Annotated in this window: 20 protein-coding genes and 1 pseudogene; 13 read left to right on the top strand and 8 right to left on the bottom strand. The window is 52.3% G+C overall.

What is annotated here, in order from left to right; translation table 11 throughout:
- The 6 genes and pseudogenes from KW848_RS24290 to KW848_RS24265 all read right to left on the bottom strand — a co-directional run.
- Window positions 1-286, bottom strand: a pseudogene (locus tag KW848_RS24290) (hypothetical protein); the annotation flags it as partial.
- Window positions 287-938: 652 nt separating this feature from the next.
- On the bottom strand, window positions 939-1,223 hold the full coding sequence (locus KW848_RS24285; RefSeq protein WP_218538312.1) for an AlpA family phage regulatory protein: 285 nt from the start codon (window positions 1,221-1,223) through the stop codon (window positions 939-941).
- A gap of 357 nt (window positions 1,224-1,580) precedes the next feature.
- Window positions 1,581-2,018, bottom strand: coding sequence for a hypothetical protein (locus KW848_RS24280; RefSeq protein ID WP_218538311.1), 438 nt, complete (start codon window positions 2,016-2,018; stop codon window positions 1,581-1,583).
- A 466-nt stretch (window positions 2,019-2,484) separates the two neighbouring features.
- The gene (locus KW848_RS24275; RefSeq protein WP_218538310.1) at window positions 2,485-4,191 is read right to left on the bottom strand and encodes a class I SAM-dependent methyltransferase; all 1,707 of its coding nucleotides are present in this window, start codon (window positions 4,189-4,191) and stop codon (window positions 2,485-2,487) included.
- A gap of 435 nt (window positions 4,192-4,626) precedes the next feature.
- Window positions 4,627-4,857, bottom strand: coding sequence for a hypothetical protein (locus KW848_RS24270; protein ID WP_218538309.1), 231 nt, complete (start codon window positions 4,855-4,857; stop codon window positions 4,627-4,629).
- Between the two features lie 466 nt (window positions 4,858-5,323).
- Window positions 5,324-5,971, bottom strand: coding sequence for a hypothetical protein (locus KW848_RS24265; protein WP_218538320.1), 648 nt, complete (start codon window positions 5,969-5,971; stop codon window positions 5,324-5,326).
- Window positions 5,972-6,204: 233 nt separating this feature from the next.
- On the opposite strand from KW848_RS24265, the gene KW848_RS24260 reads away from it, so the two are divergent.
- The 8 genes from KW848_RS24260 to KW848_RS24225 all read left to right on the top strand — a co-directional run bounded on the left by KW848_RS24260 (window position 6,205) and on the right by KW848_RS24225 (window position 12,022).
- On the top strand, window positions 6,205-6,480 hold the full coding sequence (locus KW848_RS24260; RefSeq protein WP_218538308.1) for a hypothetical protein: 276 nt from the start codon (window positions 6,205-6,207) through the stop codon (window positions 6,478-6,480).
- 520 nt (window positions 6,481-7,000) lie between these two features.
- Window positions 7,001-7,342, top strand: a complete 342-nt coding sequence (locus KW848_RS24255; protein ID WP_218538307.1) for a hypothetical protein — start codon at window positions 7,001-7,003, stop codon at window positions 7,340-7,342.
- Between the two features lie 137 nt (window positions 7,343-7,479).
- The gene (locus tag KW848_RS24250) at window positions 7,480-7,686 is read left to right on the top strand and encodes a hypothetical protein (protein ID WP_218538306.1); all 207 of its coding nucleotides are present in this window, start codon (window positions 7,480-7,482) and stop codon (window positions 7,684-7,686) included.
- Between the two features lie 100 nt (window positions 7,687-7,786).
- On the top strand, window positions 7,787-8,221 hold the full coding sequence (locus tag KW848_RS24245; RefSeq protein ID WP_218538305.1) for a hypothetical protein: 435 nt from the start codon (window positions 7,787-7,789) through the stop codon (window positions 8,219-8,221).
- 103 nt (window positions 8,222-8,324) lie between these two features.
- A complete protein-coding gene (locus KW848_RS24240; RefSeq protein ID WP_218538304.1) occupies window positions 8,325-8,711 on the top strand; it encodes a hypothetical protein in 387 nt (128 codons plus the stop codon).
- A 27-nt stretch (window positions 8,712-8,738) separates the two neighbouring features.
- A complete protein-coding gene (locus KW848_RS24235) occupies window positions 8,739-8,969 on the top strand; it encodes a hypothetical protein (protein ID WP_218538303.1) in 231 nt (76 codons plus the stop codon).
- A gap of 1,080 nt (window positions 8,970-10,049) precedes the next feature.
- Window positions 10,050-10,871, top strand: coding sequence for an ATP-binding protein (locus tag KW848_RS24230; RefSeq protein WP_218538302.1), 822 nt, complete (start codon window positions 10,050-10,052; stop codon window positions 10,869-10,871).
- A gap of 452 nt (window positions 10,872-11,323) precedes the next feature.
- Entirely contained in the window at window positions 11,324-12,022 is a 699-nt protein-coding gene (locus KW848_RS24225) for a hypothetical protein (RefSeq protein ID WP_218538301.1), read from the top strand.
- Between the two features lie 116 nt (window positions 12,023-12,138).
- Here KW848_RS24225 and KW848_RS24220 read toward each other — a convergent pair whose 3' ends face one another.
- Entirely contained in the window at window positions 12,139-12,549 is a 411-nt protein-coding gene (locus KW848_RS24220) for a hypothetical protein (RefSeq protein ID WP_218538300.1), read from the bottom strand.
- Window positions 12,550-12,769: 220 nt separating this feature from the next.
- The gene (locus KW848_RS24215; RefSeq protein ID WP_218538299.1) at window positions 12,770-13,435 is read right to left on the bottom strand and encodes a hypothetical protein; all 666 of its coding nucleotides are present in this window, start codon (window positions 13,433-13,435) and stop codon (window positions 12,770-12,772) included.
- A 230-nt stretch (window positions 13,436-13,665) separates the two neighbouring features.
- Here KW848_RS24215 and KW848_RS24210 point away from each other — a divergent pair, with 230 nt between their 5' ends.
- From KW848_RS24210 to KW848_RS24190, 5 genes are all read left to right on the top strand, one after another.
- On the top strand, window positions 13,666-15,492 hold the full coding sequence (locus KW848_RS24210; protein WP_218538298.1) for a phosphoadenosine phosphosulfate reductase family protein: 1,827 nt from the start codon (window positions 13,666-13,668) through the stop codon (window positions 15,490-15,492).
- A gap of 600 nt (window positions 15,493-16,092) precedes the next feature.
- A complete protein-coding gene (locus KW848_RS31945; protein WP_256365267.1) occupies window positions 16,093-16,293 on the top strand; it encodes a hypothetical protein in 201 nt (66 codons plus the stop codon).
- A 24-nt stretch (window positions 16,294-16,317) separates the two neighbouring features.
- Complete coding sequence (locus KW848_RS24200; protein WP_218538297.1) at window positions 16,318-16,539, top strand: hypothetical protein; 222 nt, start codon at window positions 16,318-16,320, stop codon at window positions 16,537-16,539.
- Window positions 16,540-16,765: 226 nt separating this feature from the next.
- Complete coding sequence (locus KW848_RS24195; RefSeq protein WP_218538296.1) at window positions 16,766-16,999, top strand: hypothetical protein; 234 nt, start codon at window positions 16,766-16,768, stop codon at window positions 16,997-16,999.
- Window positions 17,000-17,387: 388 nt separating this feature from the next.
- Complete coding sequence (locus KW848_RS24190) at window positions 17,388-18,482, top strand: hypothetical protein (protein WP_218538295.1); 1,095 nt, start codon at window positions 17,388-17,390, stop codon at window positions 18,480-18,482.
- Window positions 18,483-18,857: the final 375 nt, after the last annotated feature.

The following is an 18,857-nucleotide window of genomic DNA, read 5'->3' as shown; positions in this document are numbered from 1 at the left end:
GACCTTGCGTATTCCTTTCCAGTCTAATGTCCTGGCACGCCTCCCAGAAGGCTCGCAGGTGCTCACTGTATTGGTATGGAAAGTCCTCCTGGAAGAGACTCAGCATCTGTCGAATGTATTTGAAGTAACGGGACAGTAGGGTGCGCTCAATCCGCTCAAGACCTGAACGTGTCACTTCGAATCGGAAGGCGGGCGTGTCGTGCCTCTCGATGGATAGAACGAGTCGCTCGATCTGCAGGGTGATGTCGGATTGCGAGAGTCCGGTGTAGCGGTTGTTATGTGTCATGGCTGGAGTACCTGGTGGTGTTTTCATACCAGATACCGAATGAGTATTTTAGAACCGGTGAGCTGACTCCCTGTAGCCTGTAATGGATTGAGTGCTAGTACGCTGTTGGATGTCTGTGGGTCTATCACTTGGTGTTATTTGATAGCTGACGCTGCGATAGGCATGAGTAGTACTGATAGGTCTAGCGAGCTGAGTACTTAGATCTATAAATCCAACTGATTAAATACTTAACTAAGCACCTTAATCAACTGCTTAGCTTAGTACCTAGTCAAGTACTTAGCACCTAAAATCCACTACCAACACATATAGCTATAAATCCAATCCTTACTCCAACCAAGCTAATAAGTTAACCCCATCAACTAATTAGTTAGAACCTATATGCCCAGCACTTAACCACCTCAACCTATAAGCCTACTAAATACCAGATCTATACATCTAACTAGTTAAGTACTTAGAACCTATATAACTAGATGCAGCTCAGCCTCCAGTGATCATTCACGCTCCCATCAGGTCAAGTGGACTCACACTCCCAAGCCAGCTGAGGAATTTACCCAATCTCCCTCGGAGGGAGTTAGCTGAGAGCTGTGGCTCATCCAGTCGGCATAAACGCCATGACCAACAACACGCTGGTCATGGCGACTACGGTGGCTTCCTAGCTGTCCACACTCAGGCGGCCAAGCCTGACTGGAGCGTCATCAGCCAGATCACGCTCTTCGATCCTTGCCAGGATCCATTCGTGTACTTCCCTCTCTACCCAGCCAACGCTGCGCTCCCCCAATGACACCGGCGCCGGGAACGCACCTTTGTCAATGTACGTATAGATGGTCGACCGAGCCAGACCGGTCGAGTCGATAATGTCTTTCAAACGGATGCGCGTCGCGCTGAAAGCTTTACAGCTTTTACCAGGTAAGGCTGTCCTAAAAGCCAGTGCGATCATTAGGCAGCACGTCCTCATTTACGTCGTCCAAGAACTCGCGGAAGATGTTGTGGACGGAGCTATTGATGTTGTCGATCAGTTCCACATATGAAGGGTTGCCTTTAAGCGAGCCGAGGGGATCGTGATGAAGGCTGCGACGAATATCGCGGATTACTAGCTCTCAGATTGCTACCCGCGCAAAATTTCAGTCCAATGTGCCATGATGATCCCAACCGTTGAATGTGCAAGGTTGCGCGCACGAACCGTCACAGTGGGGGGATAAATGGGGGGACAAAAAACTAAAACTCTATAGCCCCCAATAAAATATGGGAAAAACCACCAAATAACGCCGCCCACAAGCCGGGTTTTTTGTCCACGTTACAAACTGAAATGTATGAAGGGCAGCAGACCAACACAGAATCCCAGAATTCCCAGCACTCCGCCCGTTATCCCTAAACGAATGGAGATACGAACATTCAGGTCAGGGTGAAACCAAAACCACTTATAGATTTCCGCGGAGGATGCTCTCTTCAGCTCTAACTCGACTTGATCATTAAAGCGGACGCCCAGGACGTCAATCGCATCGTAGTCGAGTGCTACAGCATTTTTAGTGATGGATATCCCACCAGGAGTGCCCATCACATACCTCAAGACGCTGGCTCCATTTGCACTGTTGCAAATCATCACCGGCTCACGACGAAAGAATCTGCTCCGATCTTTTCGTTTCGAGTCGATGTTGCGGTTGTGTAGTCGAACAATGGAGTTTTGAAGCCCACTGTCCTCTGATGGCAGGCGAACCACGGTTAAGATCTTCATATTCACACCAGCCTGCCGGAAATACCTGTGAGGGCGTAGTGCGTGAAGATGCTTGTCGGGCGAAATGTGTGAGCAAACCAAATCACTTGACCCGCCTCACCCTCAAATACCCACCCACCAGCTGTGGCTCGGTGTTGTAGAGCATCCTCAAGAGACAAGAACCCACAAAAGCATGGTTGATTCGACATAGGTTGTACCTCCAGTTCACCGAGGCACCCCCACCCACCGGGAGAGAGCGCCCGGTAGGCTTAATCCAGCTCATGGCTGGATATCTGATCGCAGTCACTCACCTTAAAGGTAAGGCCGCGTACTTGAAGTGCTGACCAGGGTCAGCTCCCACAGGGCAACAAACATTTGATGTCCTGAATGGCAGATAAAATAGCTCGTGGATTCTAGGTATTCAATCCCAAGAATATCGGCACACGCTGAACTTCTGCGTACGTGCACCCCATCCAATACTTTTTTCCTAACGCTTCCGCGCCACTAGGATTACCACTGACACGGTGGTACCGGCGAAAGCGTTCTCGATGACGCGTGACCACTCCAGATCGAACTCTGGGAGCACGTCCTTGTTCTTCGCACTGGCGGGCAACACGGCCGTAACCTGTCCGCCGGCCTTCAGCAGGCCCGTAGCCGCGGTCAGGTGCGAAAGCCAACGCCCTTCGCTAAATGGTGGGTTCATCACAACACGGTCGAACCGATCAACCGTTGAACCTGCCCAATTCAAGAAATCAGCTTGGGTAACGTCGAAGCCCTTTGCTTCCAGCACCTTACAATGCAGGTCGCTGATCTCGACGCATCGCGTTCTGTTCTTGGGCATGTGATCGGCTATGCCACCAATCCCGGCTGAAGGCTCCAGGCAAGTATGCTCGTCGCCGATATTGGCCAGTTCAGCGACTTGGATAGCTAGTTCATCAGGGGTCGGATAGAACTGATGAGCCCGCTGGTCTGGCACACAACCAGAGACAATAATCTCATCCAGGGCCTCGCGTGGACTGAACTCGAATTCAAACCAGACGTGTGCATTCTTGTTGTGACGTACCCCTCCGATCATGGCCAGAATCTTCTCGGCCTCGGTCTGTACTGCCTCACTACGATCGCCGTAGTCGAACTGAAGGGCATGAGGGTTGGCCGTCAGCGGAGGCCGTGGCTCCTCCCAGCGGTCATAGCGAACCGGCCTGTTTGGCTCGGAGCGCATCTTGGACAGCATAGTAATCACCGCAAACGGAAGCGGACGACCGAACACCTTGTGGCGCTTGCCCTTGGCGCTGGGTTTCGTACGGAAACTGGCCGGAATCGCCGCAGGATACAAGCTGGCCAGGACCGCATTTAGGCGCCAAGCCATTTCCGGATGCACCTCAATATGGCAGGTCCCCTTCTTATACATTTTCATGCGTAAGGTGCCGCCATCAACCTCGTACCACTCCCCCGTGCGACGCCGGAACACCTCCAGCAGCGGCCCAGTGTCACCGTGGCGAGGTTCTTCGCGTCCCATGAACTTAGCTATGACGCAGCGCAGATCATTAAGGTAGCCAGCACGCTCGTAATCAATGGAGTCGTAGCTGTTTATCATGTTAGCAACGATCATTCGCTTACCGAATGCGGCCGGGCTGTTGGTTACGTGCTCACCCGATAACGCCCGGAATATACCGTCCACACGCTCTGCGAAGAACTTGGAGCGAGCCAGCAATAAGTCGTTCAGGGTGGAACGAACCGTCGTCTCTTCAAAGTCCGGCAGTGGGTGCACCTCCCATTCATCCAGCGACTCATTGTTATGTCGACGAGATGACGCCTTCTTGCCCATGGGATTGCGGATCTGTTCTTGCCACTCGGAACGGCGTTTTTGAGGCATGCACTCATAGACATCTGTGAGCGACAGGGCTTTGCCCCAGTAGGATGCATTGAGCGTGGCAATGGCGGGTTCGAGCTGCATCAAGCGCGCGATATCGGTGGTGTAGTAGCGGCCTTGATCACTCGTATTCCCTTCCATGAAGTACCAGAGGGCGCCGCTGAATCCCCCGCCAGTCATCATTTCATGCAGCTGTTCGATACGGCCACGTTCAGAGAGATAGCCGCCAATCAGACCGTCAACCAAGTCAGCGGAAGCGGGCGCGAAGAACTCGGAAGCGTCCTCTACGATATCGCCAATTTTGGCGTGGGATAGGTCTGTCATGGGGGTGATCTCGTACAGTTTTCGATACTGCCGAAACCCCCAGTCAAGGAGGTGCGTTTAGTCGGAGCGGAAGCCGCTTAATGTGATGGACTCATCGATAGTTTTTCATCCCTTAAATTACTGCTAGGTTTGATGTTCAACCGTTGCGGAACGTGTGCAAATGCAACGCTCTGTTCGCGAGGGCAAGATCTCCGCCTGCCTCACACAACCGCTATTGAAACCATCGTGCTCACCAGATCCCAAATTCTGGATGTGAGTTTCATGGGGATTGGGAGATCGTTGGTTGTTCATTGCATTCGTTCCTAGTGTCTCACCCCTTTTTAGAATGCAAGTGGCTCGAACGGCGGCCTACGGCGCTACTTGTTTCCGCACAAAGAAAAGCCCCCGCATTCAGAAATGCGGGGGCTTAGCGATTAGAGCTAACTTGTTAGTGCTCTACTTGGAAACGGCAACCTGGATACCATCGTGACGATCTTCAGCACGTTTTGGGTTAGGCACAAGTTTTCCGTCTTTCCAAACATAGCGAGCCACAGCTTCCTTGGTAGGGTGGCCTGCGTCGTTCTTTGGGTTACCACTGCCATTACCGCCATTACCTGCATTGGCGCTGGTTGCAGCGAACAGAGCGACGATTGCGAAACCCAATACAGTTTTCTTGATACCCATCATTACATCTCCTTGCGGCACTACGGCCTAATATTCACTAAGTTCTGCAAAGCCATATTTGCTTTGCTCACGAAACTAAGTTAACCCCCAAGCGCCGACATGCAACCCCATAAATATCGTTTTTTTTTAAAAAAAAATCTACTCGTTAAATGTTCTAAACGGACATTGATAGTTCATAAAAGTGCTTCTTAACATCGCTCACAATAGACAGGCATCCAGACCAACTGAACACTAGAAAAGTAAATCAGGATCTATTACCCACGTGCGACCTTTACTAATAACGGCCGGCGGCCTCTTGTGAAGGGCATAGACAAAATGACGAGTGGTGATTTTCCCACTTAGATAATGTGACAGAGCGCTAATCATATACCGCATTATCCCTCCTTTGGACCTCATACAGCACGAGGCCAAGAGGTTGGTGAGTAGGTTTCAAAAGATTCTTTTGGCACGAGGAATAGAGCTTCATCACCTAACCTTGACCGAGTAGATTCTGCGTCGCCCCCATCAAAAGCGCGTTGCATCGACGCCCCAACAAATCGGCAAGGATTTCAGCATCATTCGCTGCATCCACACAGTCACGATTCAGCGCGGATTTGAGGGCGCTTTTCAGCCAATCACTTACCGCCGGCGATTCAATCAATTGGGCTAAGGCTGACTCGACAAAGACAGGACCTTCAACCTTCCCTTCTACCTGCCGGAGTTGATTGTCCAAAGCGTCTTTCAAGAGAATGCAGCGCTGTTTCTGCTGCTCGCTCTCCTCCTCGGCCAGAAGTCGGAGTTCATGAGGCGTCAGGCCAGACGTACGCTGCAGGGTAACCACGATGTCGCCACCAACTGGATACATTGCACTATCAAAGCTGAGTTGAATGTAATTCTCAGGATCACTCTCATACAACTGCTGCCCGAGCAGTTCTGAAAGAAGGTGCGCGGCTCCGCCTGCCACCTTCGTAATCGGACTCCCGTAGGTTCGAACAAACTCAACCATCTGGCAGGCACTCACCATCTGTTGGCCAAGAAGCGACCGAAGCTGAATGGTCTCCGCAAGCAAATCCTTGTACGAGGGCAGATCGGCGTCGCCGGCTGGAGAGACGGCCGGCATGGAGTCACTGGTTGGCATAGGGAAACCTCTTCGGGTGGAAGAATGAGGCTATCCCCTACCGCACTCCTACCAGGTCCGTATTAGCCCCAGAATAGGGGCAGGATTTAGAAGGACCAGAATAGTTTTTCCAGATAGGTGTAATTTATTTCCTCATACTCGGCCTGGAACGAGCCTTCAGAAAACCAGTACGAGGAGCCCGCATTTGGGGGGTTGGCTTGTAGTCCTGCGAGGGATCAACGAGCGAACTAAACTTGAACCCCAACTACAAGATCGAGAACGCCGCCATGGCCACGTTCACTCCTGATGAAGTCGCCGCCGCCCGCCGCCAAGTCGCCGATTTGCTGGATAAGGTGAGCACGGCACCGAGCATCGTCCATGCGGAGCACCAGTCTGGCCAGGCCATCGGCTATGCCAAAGCGCTGGCTGACCTGGGTCTTCTGACCGAGGATGAATATAACGAGCTGCGCCGTAAGGCGCTGCGAGCTGGTACGGGATGGATGCCGCCGGATATACGCAGAGTGCCCTGACCCGTGCCGCCGCGGATTAGTAACATCCCCTCAAGCGGAGCCGATGGCTAGAGTTTTCAGGCAACTTTCCCGCCGCTCACTCAGGAGCAAAACGTATCTGTGCAGTCCCGACAGAGAGACTAACGGTACCCGCCGGGCTGCATCCCTTCCATCAGGAAAATTTTGAACGCTCCGGTCACAGATTGGACTCGTATTAGGTGAACCGATTTTCCCAGCTTGACGGCTATCTGCTCCCCTAAGGGGGGCAGTCTTTGGGTTTGCTTTATTTCTTGTCATGGGATGATTGCGCCAAATTGGAGCAGGTTTGAATCACCGCAAAAAAAAAAGGCACCTGCGCCCACACCGCTGAAGTAGTTGACTGAACGCCAGATCAACGTGAAAAGGTTGGCCTCTCGTTGCAATAATTTGGCTGTCCAAAAATTTTCTCCTTCCTAACGTGCGTTGGAGGACTGCCCCCCACAGCGGCGCCTCTTGCAATGGGAAGGCCGCAAACTGACCAAGCAAAGCTAGGGCAATCGCGATGGATACCAGCATAGCCGTAAACACCCACATCTTGTACGACACGATCAGCCATGAGCATCTCGACGGCCTTGTTTCTTGGGCAACGGGCGAATTCCCTAGCGCTGGGTTGAACCTTGTGGAGTGCGCGGATGGCCGATGGTTTGTTGAGGTAGATCACGGGCACGCGTTTGATCACCTTGCAGGCATTTCCAGACCGACCGTGGCTCCCTACATCGAGCCTGATTTTTTCCAGTCGGAAGCCGAAGCGCAAGAATTTGCTTTTACCTGCATCAGACAGGTGTACCCGGAATTGGCAAACAAAAACCTGTCCGAATACTACTCGGACGATACCGATGAATAGTCATGAAAGCCTTGTGAAGTGAGTGCACGAGGACTCAGGGCCTGCGAGTGGCTGAGAACGGGAGGTGATAGCCTTCTCAAGCGAAAACCACAGCCGCGTACACACTATCTGAGGAATCAGGTTACAGAGGAAAAACCATGTTCTACGAAAGCGTAAAAAAAGAATACGAAGCTGGGAAAGTCCGTGTTGGCCTGCCAGCCCTTGGTCACGGTAATCGCGTCTCTATCGAGGCGAACGGCCTCACCAGCTTTAAGGCAGCTTTTCTAACGGACGCGGAGCGGCGGCAGTTGGCCGAGCTTTCCAAAATTGACGCGATGGCCACAAAAGCAATCAAGTCGATGTAAGGAGAATAGTTCCAACTGAACACCTAAGTCTTGGCTCTAGAAAGCTGGGGCCGTGGGCTAAAAAGATGCCCATTAGCGTCTACACCAACAGGATAATGAAATGCGCGATTCCAAGACAGTTTTACGGGTAGCTGTAACTATGCTGATGGCCTCAGGTGTACATGCTGCGACACTGGATATTCCAGTTGGCACGGTCGCTGACTGTATTCCGTTCCCCAGCATCGAGGCGATTAAATCAGCCTCAATTTTTCAAGGAGAGAATCCAGCATTGGTTCAGCTCATGACCTGCGAAGTCATCAAGGGGCAGCCTCTCCCCGCGCAATCCAAGCTAGTCGGGGAAGTACGAGCCGGTTCCAATCTTGGCCCCTATTCGATTGTATGGCAGCGGCTGCAACTTACAGGTGCACAAGGTGTGCTGGAGTGGAATCCCGCCGATGAAGACTTTGTTTCATCGCGCATCCAGGACGCCGGCCACCTGCGTGTGACTTTCAAGCGCGGCCTCAGTGTTAGTCCTGACTCATCGTCCAAGCCCTGAGGCCCAAATTTTGAACCGGGTTGATTGAGCTCACCAGGCGATGAGTGTCGCCCAATCGTCAAGACCGGCACGAGCCTCCGCTTTCACTATCAGGAATGACGTCATGAAACACGATTACCCTGAGTATCCATTTGTCTTGGCCACGGTAGAGCCATCGCTTTACATAGAGGCAATAGACGCCCTGGAAGGCGTCCGCCAGGTTTTTTGTGATGGTGAAACCATCATGTTGCCCGAGGCCGAAATGCAGGCAGTTGAAATGCTTCGCTCAAACTTCAATGCCTCCGTGGTTTATGGCCAGGCCAAGGACTACGAATTCGCTACCAAAGCTCACGCTCAGGCAGTTCCGCTTGAGTTGTTGCGGCTCGGTCAAGCTGTCCATCACTGCACAGGCCAAAGCGCAGACGAAATGGTTCAATCTGCATTGGAGCAACCAAGTGCGACGTTGTTGTCTTGGTCAGCTCTCTATCGCTCCAGCATGTTGTTCAACTAACCAATCGTACAAGCCTAGGTATCTGACATGACTATGCCGATTTTGGAGCAATTGCTAGGAATTTTGGCCAGTGCCGGTTTGTTTGTATTCGTTGTGACCTTTCCCGGCATTCTCGGGAAGCGCACGGAGGTGCTTTTTAAAAATCCAGAGCCTGTAGCAGTGATCGGCATCTCAATTTTCGCCCTGTGCTTTTCGTCTATCTGGCTTCTGAATTCCACGCCGCTTGGCGCCTTGGTAATGAAGGCTTATTTCAACTGATCTCGGATTTCGCCGCCCCTCCTACCCGACCAGTTGAATCCAGTCACTCCCTCATCTGAGAGCGGCATAAATCGGCTCTCGCACGCCGCAACTCTAAATAATCCTGAATGGAAAACCTCGACGAATGCGACGACCTCACACCATAGGCTTTGAGGATTGGGAGAACGGCTTCTGGAAGCGGGAGCACACGCCGACTTTGCCCGTAACGTAGACTATAAACCTTGCATGGCCAGGAATGATGAATCGTCAGATCTGAGGCATCCGGATAGGCTGTGGCTGCAACCATAGTCTGCATCGGACGCTTATGGGCCTTAAACAGCGCTACTCGATTCTTTCCTTCCGTTGCTACGATCAGCGGCAATGAGCCAATCTGGCATGATCTCGGCGAAAATGGGTTCCTCAGCATTTCGCGACACGCGTATTTATCAGACCGATCCATTGTCTGTTGTACAGCCAGTACAGAACACTCATCGTCCGTGTAGTAATTGAACGTTCCCGAGACAATCATCCGACAGTCGATTGTCATAGGCTGTGCCTTACTGGCAATAAACACGACGTCAGAAAATGGAATCGTAAGCTCTACAAACTTGCTTGGAAACGTAGCTGTCCATCCTCGCTCCGGTACTGTCCATCCCTGTACCCAACGTCTAATCCGATAGAACCATCCACCAGGAATATAGGTTCTACCCTCGACATCAAACCGATCCTTTGCAGCAACAAATTCCGCCACCGCACTACGCATAACATCGTCCAAGACATTCTCCTGTGTATAGGGCGTTCGCGTCATTGAGGACCTTCTACTACTCCCCTATCCGAGCTGCACTTTGCCCGATATCGATACTTGCTGGCAGCATGGTTGGCCAAAGTAGCATCTGGCCAAAGCTAGTTGCCTTATCCAGTCATGCTGATAGTTGCTAAATTTTAAGCCTCAGGCATGATTGTGATGAGCGTACGCCAACGCTTGCACGCCCACCTGGGCGAAGGCTGGATCAGGCCATGGCTGCAAAAACTTCCTTCTAAGCATTGCCTATCGGTAATGCGCCTTGTGGGCGTGGCGCTAAAGCCGTGCAGGAGAATGCTTTGTCCAACGAAAACCGATTCCCATCCGGCGCAACCATTGATCAAGTCAAGAAGGACGCCAAAAAGCTCGCCAAGGCACAGAATATTCCGCTTAACCAAGCACAGGATGCAGCAGCGCTTAAGCATGGCCTTGCCCTGCCGTGGAACCGTGTCAACGAGTGGCTAGCCCGCCAAAGAGGATCTGCTATCGCCAGCTTCTCCCTGCCTCTTGATAGCGGTGAAACCAAGATCGTCAATTTGACCAGTGAACAGCCTCTCATAATGATTTGCGGAAGAGTCGGCTGCGGTAAATCGACGACTGCACTTGTTCTAGCTGGTCAGGCCATGGCCACATCCAAAGCCAGACTGTTTTTCCTCACGTCAAAGCCCGCCGGCTGGCCACCTGCAGTTTGGGATACTCTTCGCCAGGATTTCCCAGGGCGGTGCATTGAAGTAGGTAATTTTTATGATTTCGATCTTTTCGATCTGAGTCAGATCAACCCTGCGGCCGGTGACATCTTAATACTTGACGAGCGATACCAAGGGGCGAGGGATCATAGCCTTCAACGTCTCATCGAGCGTGCAAGGGATTGGAGAGTTGGCCTATTCGTTTGCAAGCAAGGAGGTGCAGCAGATATGGAGTTGGAGCTTACGAAAACGCCCTATCCGGACCGTGGCATCCCTTTGGTAGTGGAAGGTAAAGGTGGATTTATACGCCATGGTGAACATGCTACTTACACGGCTACCGCGTTTGAACAGGCCAAGGTTACCGGGGAGCCCGACCGAAAATCCTGGACCGGCCAGTTCACCATCACAGTGTCTAAACCTGCGGTTCTTGCATAAATGTAAGTTTTAGGAGAATGCCTCGCATGTAACCCTTTCAGGATCATGCGATGCACCTTAGCGAAGCTCATACTACTGACACTGTCATCACCGCGGCGGTAACGAGAAATAGATCGGCCCTACCTCCTCTCCATCCAAGTGGTGATGTCGTAGGCGAACTGCTCTCTGCGGTTGATGATGGATGGTTCGAGTTACCTAAAGGCAGAAATCGGTGCTACACCCACAGGCAGTTTTCCCGGATATCAGCTCTCGTCCAATCACTACCTGAGGTTGTCCAAGTACAGCAGAGGTCCCGCACGTGGTGTGCGGCAAAACGCGTGGAACTCGGAGAGCGCTTTAGCTTTATCTTCGGACTGCCCAACACTTTTCCCGACATCGTCCAACGAGCGGCCTCCATACCCTACGGTGGCCCCCGGCGACCTCGCGAATTCAGAGCGGGAACCTTCCAAGCTGTGAATTTTCTTCACTGCCTCCAGGATGCAATTTCAGCGGCTGCCCAACTAAACGATCTGATGGACGCACTGGATGCGCCAGATATGTTCGATCGCAATGCGAAAATAGAAAATCAGGTTGCTCGACTTCGCAAACATGGCCAGATGCATTACCTCGACAAATACGTCTATGCCCTTCGTGGTAAGTTTCTTTGGAAGGATGATCAGCAGTGGCTGCGCGATGTAAAGGAAGGTCGTATTTCAATGACTGACTATGACGATCGCGTCGCTGCTAGGGAAGCGCGGAACGAACAAGCCAGCGTTTTGCATTGGAGGTCCGTCTACGCCCTGACCCAGCAGTTGGCTGACTTCTTTGAGAGTGCATGCACGTATCACCATGGCACGCTCACGAGGCGACTCAGAGAGCAATTTGGCAGACGTGTAAAGCTTCTGCGCGAATCAGCATCCTGCGGCTCTGGATTTATGATCGAACTCGAAGACGGGCCAAAAATTGGCATCGGGAAAAAACTTGATGAAGGTTTTGTGTTTGTAAATTTTGTCATCGCTCTTGCGGGTGAGCTCGAGTCAGCTTCACCAGATGTCCACTCCTACTTCTCGGCTGAAGAGAGGGCATCGGTGCGATCGACTGAGGTTGCATCGACTCTAGAACGAGTTGTCCGGCGTATAGATACGCTCGAGCTTCAGAGCGTTCGCTGTTAACTGAAACGCCCACCAGGATTCGGCAGTACTCGCGATTGTTCATCACGTAGCCATTTGAAACTGGGGGCGATTCAGTTAGCAGGACCCCAAGCCAGCTAAGCTTGGCTCATACGCACTCACTTAACCTCAGTGGCAAGACGAATCCAATCTGTCGCTGGGTTCTGGATTGCACAGGTTCCTGTCTCGCCTTGAAACCCCGGAAACTTAACAATTCCCAAGGATGGACTCGTTTGGTAAAACTTGCCGAGACCGCATGGCCCGAAATCGACGGTGACGTCTTCCAGAGGCTGATCGTAGCTCATCGGCCTGCTCGAGGGAGTGAGTGCCCCTTTAGCAATCAGGGCCTTGCCATTGACGTCCACACTGGCCATCTCAAAAGTCTTTTGCCCGTCCTGATCATAGATCTGAACGTAGTTGCCTTCCTTGGAGGGGAATTCAACGCGACGGTGATCACTGGCTTCGCTTACGCTGGCCAAGAGGGCGAGCGAGAGGGACAAAGACCCGAGAACGAAATGCATCTGCTTCATTGGTATTTCCTGGTGAGAGCGCTGACGACGGGATTCGAAAGCGCGTTAACTCACAAGATGGGGGCGACCTGGGGAAATATCCAGTAGTTTGGAGATGATATTTTCCGGTTGCAGCGCCAGCCCTATCCACTACGCTTAGCAGCTTTGCACGTGCGCACACAGAGGATGGTGAGAAACGCGGCGAAGACTCAATCGCAACTAGGTGTTGCAAGCCGCCCCTTTAAATCACTATCACCTGCTCAGGATCCTTCTGCTCACTCCATTGGTGGGTCCGACTATCACGTGTCGTAAGCTCCGGTACGCGCGAGCAATCGAAGTAATTGAGTCCATTTTCATGGGCCAACGGCAAGTCGAGATGCTCACTAGGTAACGTGGACAGAATTCCGATCATTTCACGAGCTGTAACGACCGTACAGCGTGGCTCCTGCTCATTTAGTGTCTGTAAGGGATTCTCGATGCCAAAGCGCTTTCCTGCATTCTGAGCCGCGGTAGAGATTCGTGTTCGAAGGACTTCCTCTTCTGCAATTGATACTGCACCGTCCTCATGAAGAGATCCCGCCAACAGCCCTGCGCCAAGGATGCATTCGTACATGTCCTCCTCGGTCGCAGCTGCAGATAACGCACTCATAAAGTTTTCAAGCAATCTGAAATCATCAGATCGGTCGATACATTTTTTGGTCGAAAACCACTGCCGGCGGGCGGTTTCAGCTTTGCTGACCAGATCAGACCGGGTATCAGGCAGTACAAATCCCAGGTCCGTAATCGCTCGGATGTAGCCCTTGAGCTCACTTAGATGCTGATCTGCCTCAGCGGTGGTATCACAGCCTTCCATGTCCTTGATCACACCGAGCACGGCGGCCATCACCATTTCACTGTGTTCGCTCATCAAGACTCTCCCCTAATCGTACTGTCCGCAGATCGTTGCTGACGATTGCCCCTTAACGATAGTAACCGTAAGCGACGTTTCACAAGCTATCGGATGACAACTTGTCGAAATGAGAGAACGCGCCAGCACCATGAAGCTTGTCCTACGCCCAGCTCAGCTTCGTGCAATGGCTTGCATTTTTTTTCGTCCAGATACCGTGGAGAAGATCAATCAATTCCTAGGCCATCATGATGCAACTAATCGCCACTTCCCTCTTCCAGGACGCGACACCCGTCACCGCCCCAGTGAAGGAGCCTTCATTTGACGAAAAAGTGGTCAACGCTGTGGAGGTGATTAAGAGCCTGATCCGCGCAGGCAAGCGGGTCGTTGCGGCTACATCCTTTGGAAAAGATAGTTCTGTGGTTTTGGCCCTCACCCTTAGAGCAATGGAAGAGCTCAAAGCTGAAGGTGTAGAAGTACCTGAGCTTCACGTTTTGAACTCTGACACGCTCATCGAAAACCCAGTGGTTCATGCATTCAGCAAGCAGGAAATTCGCTCCCTGAAGGCCTACGCCGAGAGAAAAGGCCTTCCTGTGCGCATGTGGGTGTGCAGTCCCAACCTCAGTGAGAACTGGTTAATTTCACTCATCGGCGGCCGAACTGTTGCATCGATGCCTGGCAACTCGGCCAAGTGCACTATTCAAATGAAAAAGTCACCGATGGATCGCACCAAACGGCTAATAAAATCGATCATCAAGCAAGAGTTGGGGTCTGCTTTTTCTGATGACTCGATCGTAACCTTGATCGGTACCCGCCGTGACGAATCGGCGGTTCGCGGTCGCAACATGGCCTCCCGCGGCGAGAGCGCGACAGTCCCCGTGAACACGGCAAAAGAGGGGGAAAAGGCCAGCTGGATTTTGAGCCCGATCGCTGACTTCACCACCATGGATGTCTTCACATTTCTTGGGCGGGTTACGAACGGCCGAATCGAAACTTACTCGGATTTCTGCCAGCTGACTCAGGTGTATCGCGACTCTTCAGGCGACTGTATGGTCAACATTTTCATGCGAGACGGCGCGGCAGAACGTAAAACGTCGTGCGGTGCAAGGCATGGGTGTTGGATGTGCTTGCGGGTGAGCTCTGACAAAAGCATGGAAAACATGCTTGCTCAGGAGGACGGAAAATACTCTTGGATGGCGCCCCTTTCCTCCTTTCGAAATTATCTCAAGGCACGGCACTACGACCCAAGTGCTAGAAACTGGCTTGCACGTTCCGTCAACGCTGATGACGGCACAATCAAAATTGCGGCAAACGCGTATGCCCCAGATTTCTGCCTCGAGCTTCTACGCTATGCCCTGACAATTGATGCCAACGAGATTGAATGGGCGATGCAAAATCAAACGTCACCCCGGTTCAACTTGCTTGGCATGAAAGAGGTTCTCGCGATTGATCTTCTGTGGGCTCGTCATAGCTACCAGCGCCCATTCACAGCCCTAGCTGAGTACAAGGCCATCTTCGAAAATGGGAAGCGCTACAGCATCCCAGAGGAGTACACAGAGTTTCTGCGTTCCGATCTGGACATCTCCCGTTCCGTCGAGCTGCCTTTCGTTGACTCTGAATTCCACGGAATATTTGAAGGCCTGCGCTCTGTTGACGATGAGTTTTCTTGCCAGTCCGTCATTTCTAAAAAAGGGGTTTACTACACCAACGTCAACGAAACAAATGAGTTCGAGCTCGATGATGAGTCAGTGCATTTATTCTATGAATTCGAGCTCGACCGGGCGCTTGAATACTACGGTCCCCACACGGACGTTTACCCCTCCCAGGCCGTGCACTACCTTCTGCGGTTTGGTGTCGTGTCCATCAAAAAAGGCGGGCACTCTGAGTGGGACAGAATGCTGAGAATTGGTAACCAGCTTCATCGTTTAGGGCTTCGAAATATCCTCAACGATCCGGATGCACTGATCGAAAAACTGCTCCACCAATCCCATGATCCGCGCTTACAAAACAGCCTCGGGGTTAGCACCTCTCGCTTATCCCCCCTGAAGGTTCATGGACAGTTGCAGTTCAGTTTTTAACTCAGCTTTACGACCGACCGGTTTGCCCCTACTGGAGGATCAGACTGAAGGCAATCAATAACGCCCTCGTGAGAGAGTTCTCAGATCGGCTCAGACCAGTTACCAGTGCATTCGGGTACCAACAGCTACTTAAACTGCCACCAGGACGAACATGCTCAATACCTTCATAACCTCCGCCGGCGAGACTTTTACCCTTGACCTGAATCAAACGGGTCACACCCTCATCACCGGTACCTCAGGAAAAGGAAAATCGATCTTTACGGAGCGGGCAAAACGGGAGGCTCGCACTGCCGGCCGCTTATTCGTCGACGTGAAGGCATATCGCGATGAGAAGGGCTCGGGATTAGGGCCATATGAATACGAGATTGCCAGGCGGCACTCTGAGGGCCTTGCAGGGCATCTCCCAAGAGCACTTCGAAAGAAGCGCTACACGATTTCCTCGCCTATCGCATACGACGATGCACCAAGCCGGCGGAGCAAGCAACCCTGGTCAGAACTACGAACGGGTCCGTACTGAGCCGTGAGCTCATCCACCAAGCAAAGGATCAGCTCGAGTCGATATCCGGGATTCGGCTCAATCAGCTACAGCTCGTTGAGCTCATGGTTGACAACGGCATAGACAAAACGCTTGCTGAATTCGGTGAGGCAGAAACACAGATCCGCGGGATGTTGGCTGATGCCTTGTCCAGGAAACTAATCGGCCGGTCGTGGCCAACTTACGGCGATGAGGCGGATGCCGATGCCTTCAATGAGAACCTAGATCAAGCCGCCAAAATTCATGGATACGTCGTCCTCAAATAAGGTGAAACTGCGTAGGAAATACCAATGAAAGTACTTGTAGCCGCGTGCGGATACTTTTTGATTATTTTGGCGGGTGTTGTTGGTGTGGTTGCCTTCGCTGCACATCATGACTATCAAACGTTAGCCGAAGCTATGGCTGATTTGCCGGATTTGTGGACAGCTGTTAAGTGGTTCGTTTGCACGCTCGTCGTTATAGGTTTGATGCTGGTTTGGGAATGGTACAGCCGAGCGTCGCGAGGTGAATAAGCGGCATATGACCAGGCTATTGCAGACTGTCTGAGCGCGGATTTAAGTGGGAATTGAGTTGTGATCTTTAACTTGCGCTCGAAACAGGCAGAAATCAGAGTCGCGAGCGATTCCGGGTATACCCGGTGCCGACGGGTCAACACCAGGTCATTCTTTGTGATTTAGCTTGGTCTGATTGTATTTATCAAGCCCTCTCCTCCCAATTTGCTTGCATAGGAGTCTCCACATGTCATGGGCAGATGCTGCGGCGCCGATCGTCGCAGGAGTGATTCGCAGCGTAGGCCGGAGTGACATGAAGGTGCTGCGTAAGGCATTGGTCGATGCCTACCCTTGGGGTGAGCGAGAGCGCACTCCTTACAAGGCCTGGCTAAGCGAGATTCGCCGTCAGCTGGGTCATCCGCTGAATGCGCCAAAGTCCGACCCAAAGAACAAGCAAACTGACATGTTTAACCCGCGTTAGGATTAAAGATGGCTAGCCGCCGCCAACCTTTCACCCCGTGCAAGTTATACATCGACGGCGCTGACGGCCTGAGCGCTGGCGACTACATCGTTACATCCGGTAGATCGGCCTATCTGGTGCAGGCAACTCGGTCCAGCCCAAGCAAGCCTCAACGACTGTATCTCGACTGCCTTCGCTGGCCCCATGATCAGATCCCAATGGATGCCAGATGTTATCAGCTCAACTGGTATCGCCGATGAAATAGACAGTTACGTGGTACGACTCATCGTCGGAACGTAGCTCCGCCGGCCCAAACCTGCGCGCAGGCGGAGAAGAAAATCACACAACCCATGCCCTGAAGTAAGATTACGCCTCGAGATTACTTAGGGCAGAGCAATTGGACTCGCAAATGAGTGACGACCTTGATTGGCCGGGCGATAGTGATGAATTCGAAAGCCTAGTACGCGAGTGGCATGCTGGTGATGCGAGAGCCGCGGATAAAATTGCTCACGCGTACAGCCAAGCGGGTAATTTCAAACAAAGCATGTTCTGGCTGCGCCTTTCCCAGGACACAGAATTGAGAGACGAAGAGTTTAGTGACGGGATGAGTTTGAAGGAGACCTCGCCATCCGTAGGATTTCATCACCTCTATCGCGCCTACAAATTAATTCATCCTCGAGCATTTTTTGAACTGGATGAACTCTGCAAAAATTACTCAGCTTTTGATCTTGGACTCACCGACCAAGAGTTTTCTCACGTGTCCGCCGAGATGGCAGCACTCGTTGCTCATCACCGTGAGCATGAGGAGCGCACCGCGATGTTAACCGGATCTTACCCGGTGCTTTTTCAGGAAGTGTTCGGGCCGTCAGACTGGAACAATCTCCAGTGGCGGACCGGCTCACTGTTTTTGGTTCAACGTGGCCCGCACCAGTTTGCCGTTACCGCACGACACGTGATCGATAACATGACTGCTAATCCCGACCACTTTCGATTGGTGCTGCCCGAGTATGGAGCCATTCTTCCAATACGTGCCGCCTATACCCCAAGACCGGGGCCGTGGCTCACCCTGGACGAGACAGATGACATATTCGCCTGGCAGATCAATCAAGACTTTGAGAGCGAGAACCAAATCGACTGGTGGTCATGGATGATGGATCAGTGGGTTCGACCCGCAACAGATCTTTCAGCCGGCCAGCGATTATTTGCGACCGGTTTTCCAATTACAGACGGCGCGTACGATCCAGAGAACTTTTCCGCTCAATACACACCGCTTATCCTTAAGGGAACCTTGGATGGCTCTTCAGCGGCTGGGTTCTACACGATGAGATACGAGTCATCAGGGCTTGAAGATATAGACGGCATGAGTGGTGGACCAGTGTTTGCCGAATTCGAGTCACGATTTCATTACGTTGGAATGACTCTCCGCGGAGGGAATGGTTGGCTGTATTTCATCGACTCCACTCATGTGCTCGAGCTGCTAGATAGAATCATCTCGCAAGGGTGATTTCGAAGTGTGCAGGCACGAAAAAGGCCCAGCGATGATCGACCGGGCCTTTTTAGAAACATTGCCCCATTGACTGGAGGGGCGGTCGGGCTTGCCTGGACTCTCCCGTTTCCGAGACGCTACGTTCCCGCAGCGGACCCTCAATGAGGGTGGAGGTGGTTAGCCCGTGCCGTTCCCAACGCATAGCGCCAGTACTGAGTGGAGAAACCCCAAGTCCATCTAACCTGCAGACGTTTTGCGAACTCTCTCATCCCTGGAGCTCGGGGCACCTTCTGCGGACCCCCACGGCGGTGACGCTTATCGCCGCGGACGTATCTCTACGTCGCCACACTGAGTAGTGGCCACTATTTGGTCGTCTAGGATCACGTCGGCGCC

Source organism: Pseudomonas sp. PDM25 (genome assembly GCF_019219045.1).
Taxonomy (GTDB): domain Bacteria; phylum Pseudomonadota; class Gammaproteobacteria; order Pseudomonadales; family Pseudomonadaceae; genus Aquipseudomonas.
This window is presented reverse-complemented; position numbering and strand designations above follow the sequence as displayed.

What these genes read in the sequence shown, in the direction of transcription:
- KW848_RS24250 (WP_218538306.1), top strand. Translation starts at nt 7,480, where the DNA reads ATGTTCTACGAAAGCGTAAAAAAAGAATACGAAGCTGGGAAAGTCCGT.
- KW848_RS24190 (WP_218538295.1), top strand. Translation starts at nt 17,388, where the DNA reads ATGAGTGACGACCTTGATTGGCCGGGCGATAGTGATGAATTCGAAAGC.
- KW848_RS24245 (WP_218538305.1), top strand. Translation starts at nt 7,787, where the DNA reads ATGCGCGATTCCAAGACAGTTTTACGGGTAGCTGTAACTATGCTGATG.
- KW848_RS24280 (WP_218538311.1), bottom strand. Translation starts at nt 2,018, where the DNA reads ATGAAGATCTTAACCGTGGTTCGCCTGCCATCAGAGGACAGTGGGCTT.
- KW848_RS31945 (WP_256365267.1), top strand. Translation starts at nt 16,093, where the DNA reads ATGGTTGACAACGGCATAGACAAAACGCTTGCTGAATTCGGTGAGGCA.
- KW848_RS24220 (WP_218538300.1), bottom strand. Translation starts at nt 12,549, where the DNA reads ATGAAGCAGATGCATTTCGTTCTCGGGTCTTTGTCCCTCTCGCTCGCC.
- KW848_RS24265 (WP_218538320.1), bottom strand. Translation starts at nt 5,971, where the DNA reads ATGCCAACCAGTGACTCCATGCCGGCCGTCTCTCCAGCCGGCGACGCC.
- KW848_RS24215 (WP_218538299.1), bottom strand. Translation starts at nt 13,435, where the DNA reads ATGAGCGAACACAGTGAAATGGTGATGGCCGCCGTGCTCGGTGTGATC.
- KW848_RS24210 (WP_218538298.1), top strand. Translation starts at nt 13,666, where the DNA reads ATGCAACTAATCGCCACTTCCCTCTTCCAGGACGCGACACCCGTCACC.
- KW848_RS24200 (WP_218538297.1), top strand. Translation starts at nt 16,318, where the DNA reads ATGAAAGTACTTGTAGCCGCGTGCGGATACTTTTTGATTATTTTGGCG.
- KW848_RS24275 (WP_218538310.1), bottom strand. Translation starts at nt 4,191, where the DNA reads ATGACAGACCTATCCCACGCCAAAATTGGCGATATCGTAGAGGACGCT.
- KW848_RS24240 (WP_218538304.1), top strand. Translation starts at nt 8,325, where the DNA reads ATGAAACACGATTACCCTGAGTATCCATTTGTCTTGGCCACGGTAGAG.
- KW848_RS24270 (WP_218538309.1), bottom strand. Translation starts at nt 4,857, where the DNA reads ATGATGGGTATCAAGAAAACTGTATTGGGTTTCGCAATCGTCGCTCTG.
- KW848_RS24235 (WP_218538303.1), top strand. Translation starts at nt 8,739, where the DNA reads ATGACTATGCCGATTTTGGAGCAATTGCTAGGAATTTTGGCCAGTGCC.
- KW848_RS24255 (WP_218538307.1), top strand. Translation starts at nt 7,001, where the DNA reads ATGGATACCAGCATAGCCGTAAACACCCACATCTTGTACGACACGATC.
- KW848_RS24285 (WP_218538312.1), bottom strand. Translation starts at nt 1,223, where the DNA reads ATGATCGCACTGGCTTTTAGGACAGCCTTACCTGGTAAAAGCTGTAAA.
- KW848_RS24195 (WP_218538296.1), top strand. Translation starts at nt 16,766, where the DNA reads ATGTCATGGGCAGATGCTGCGGCGCCGATCGTCGCAGGAGTGATTCGC.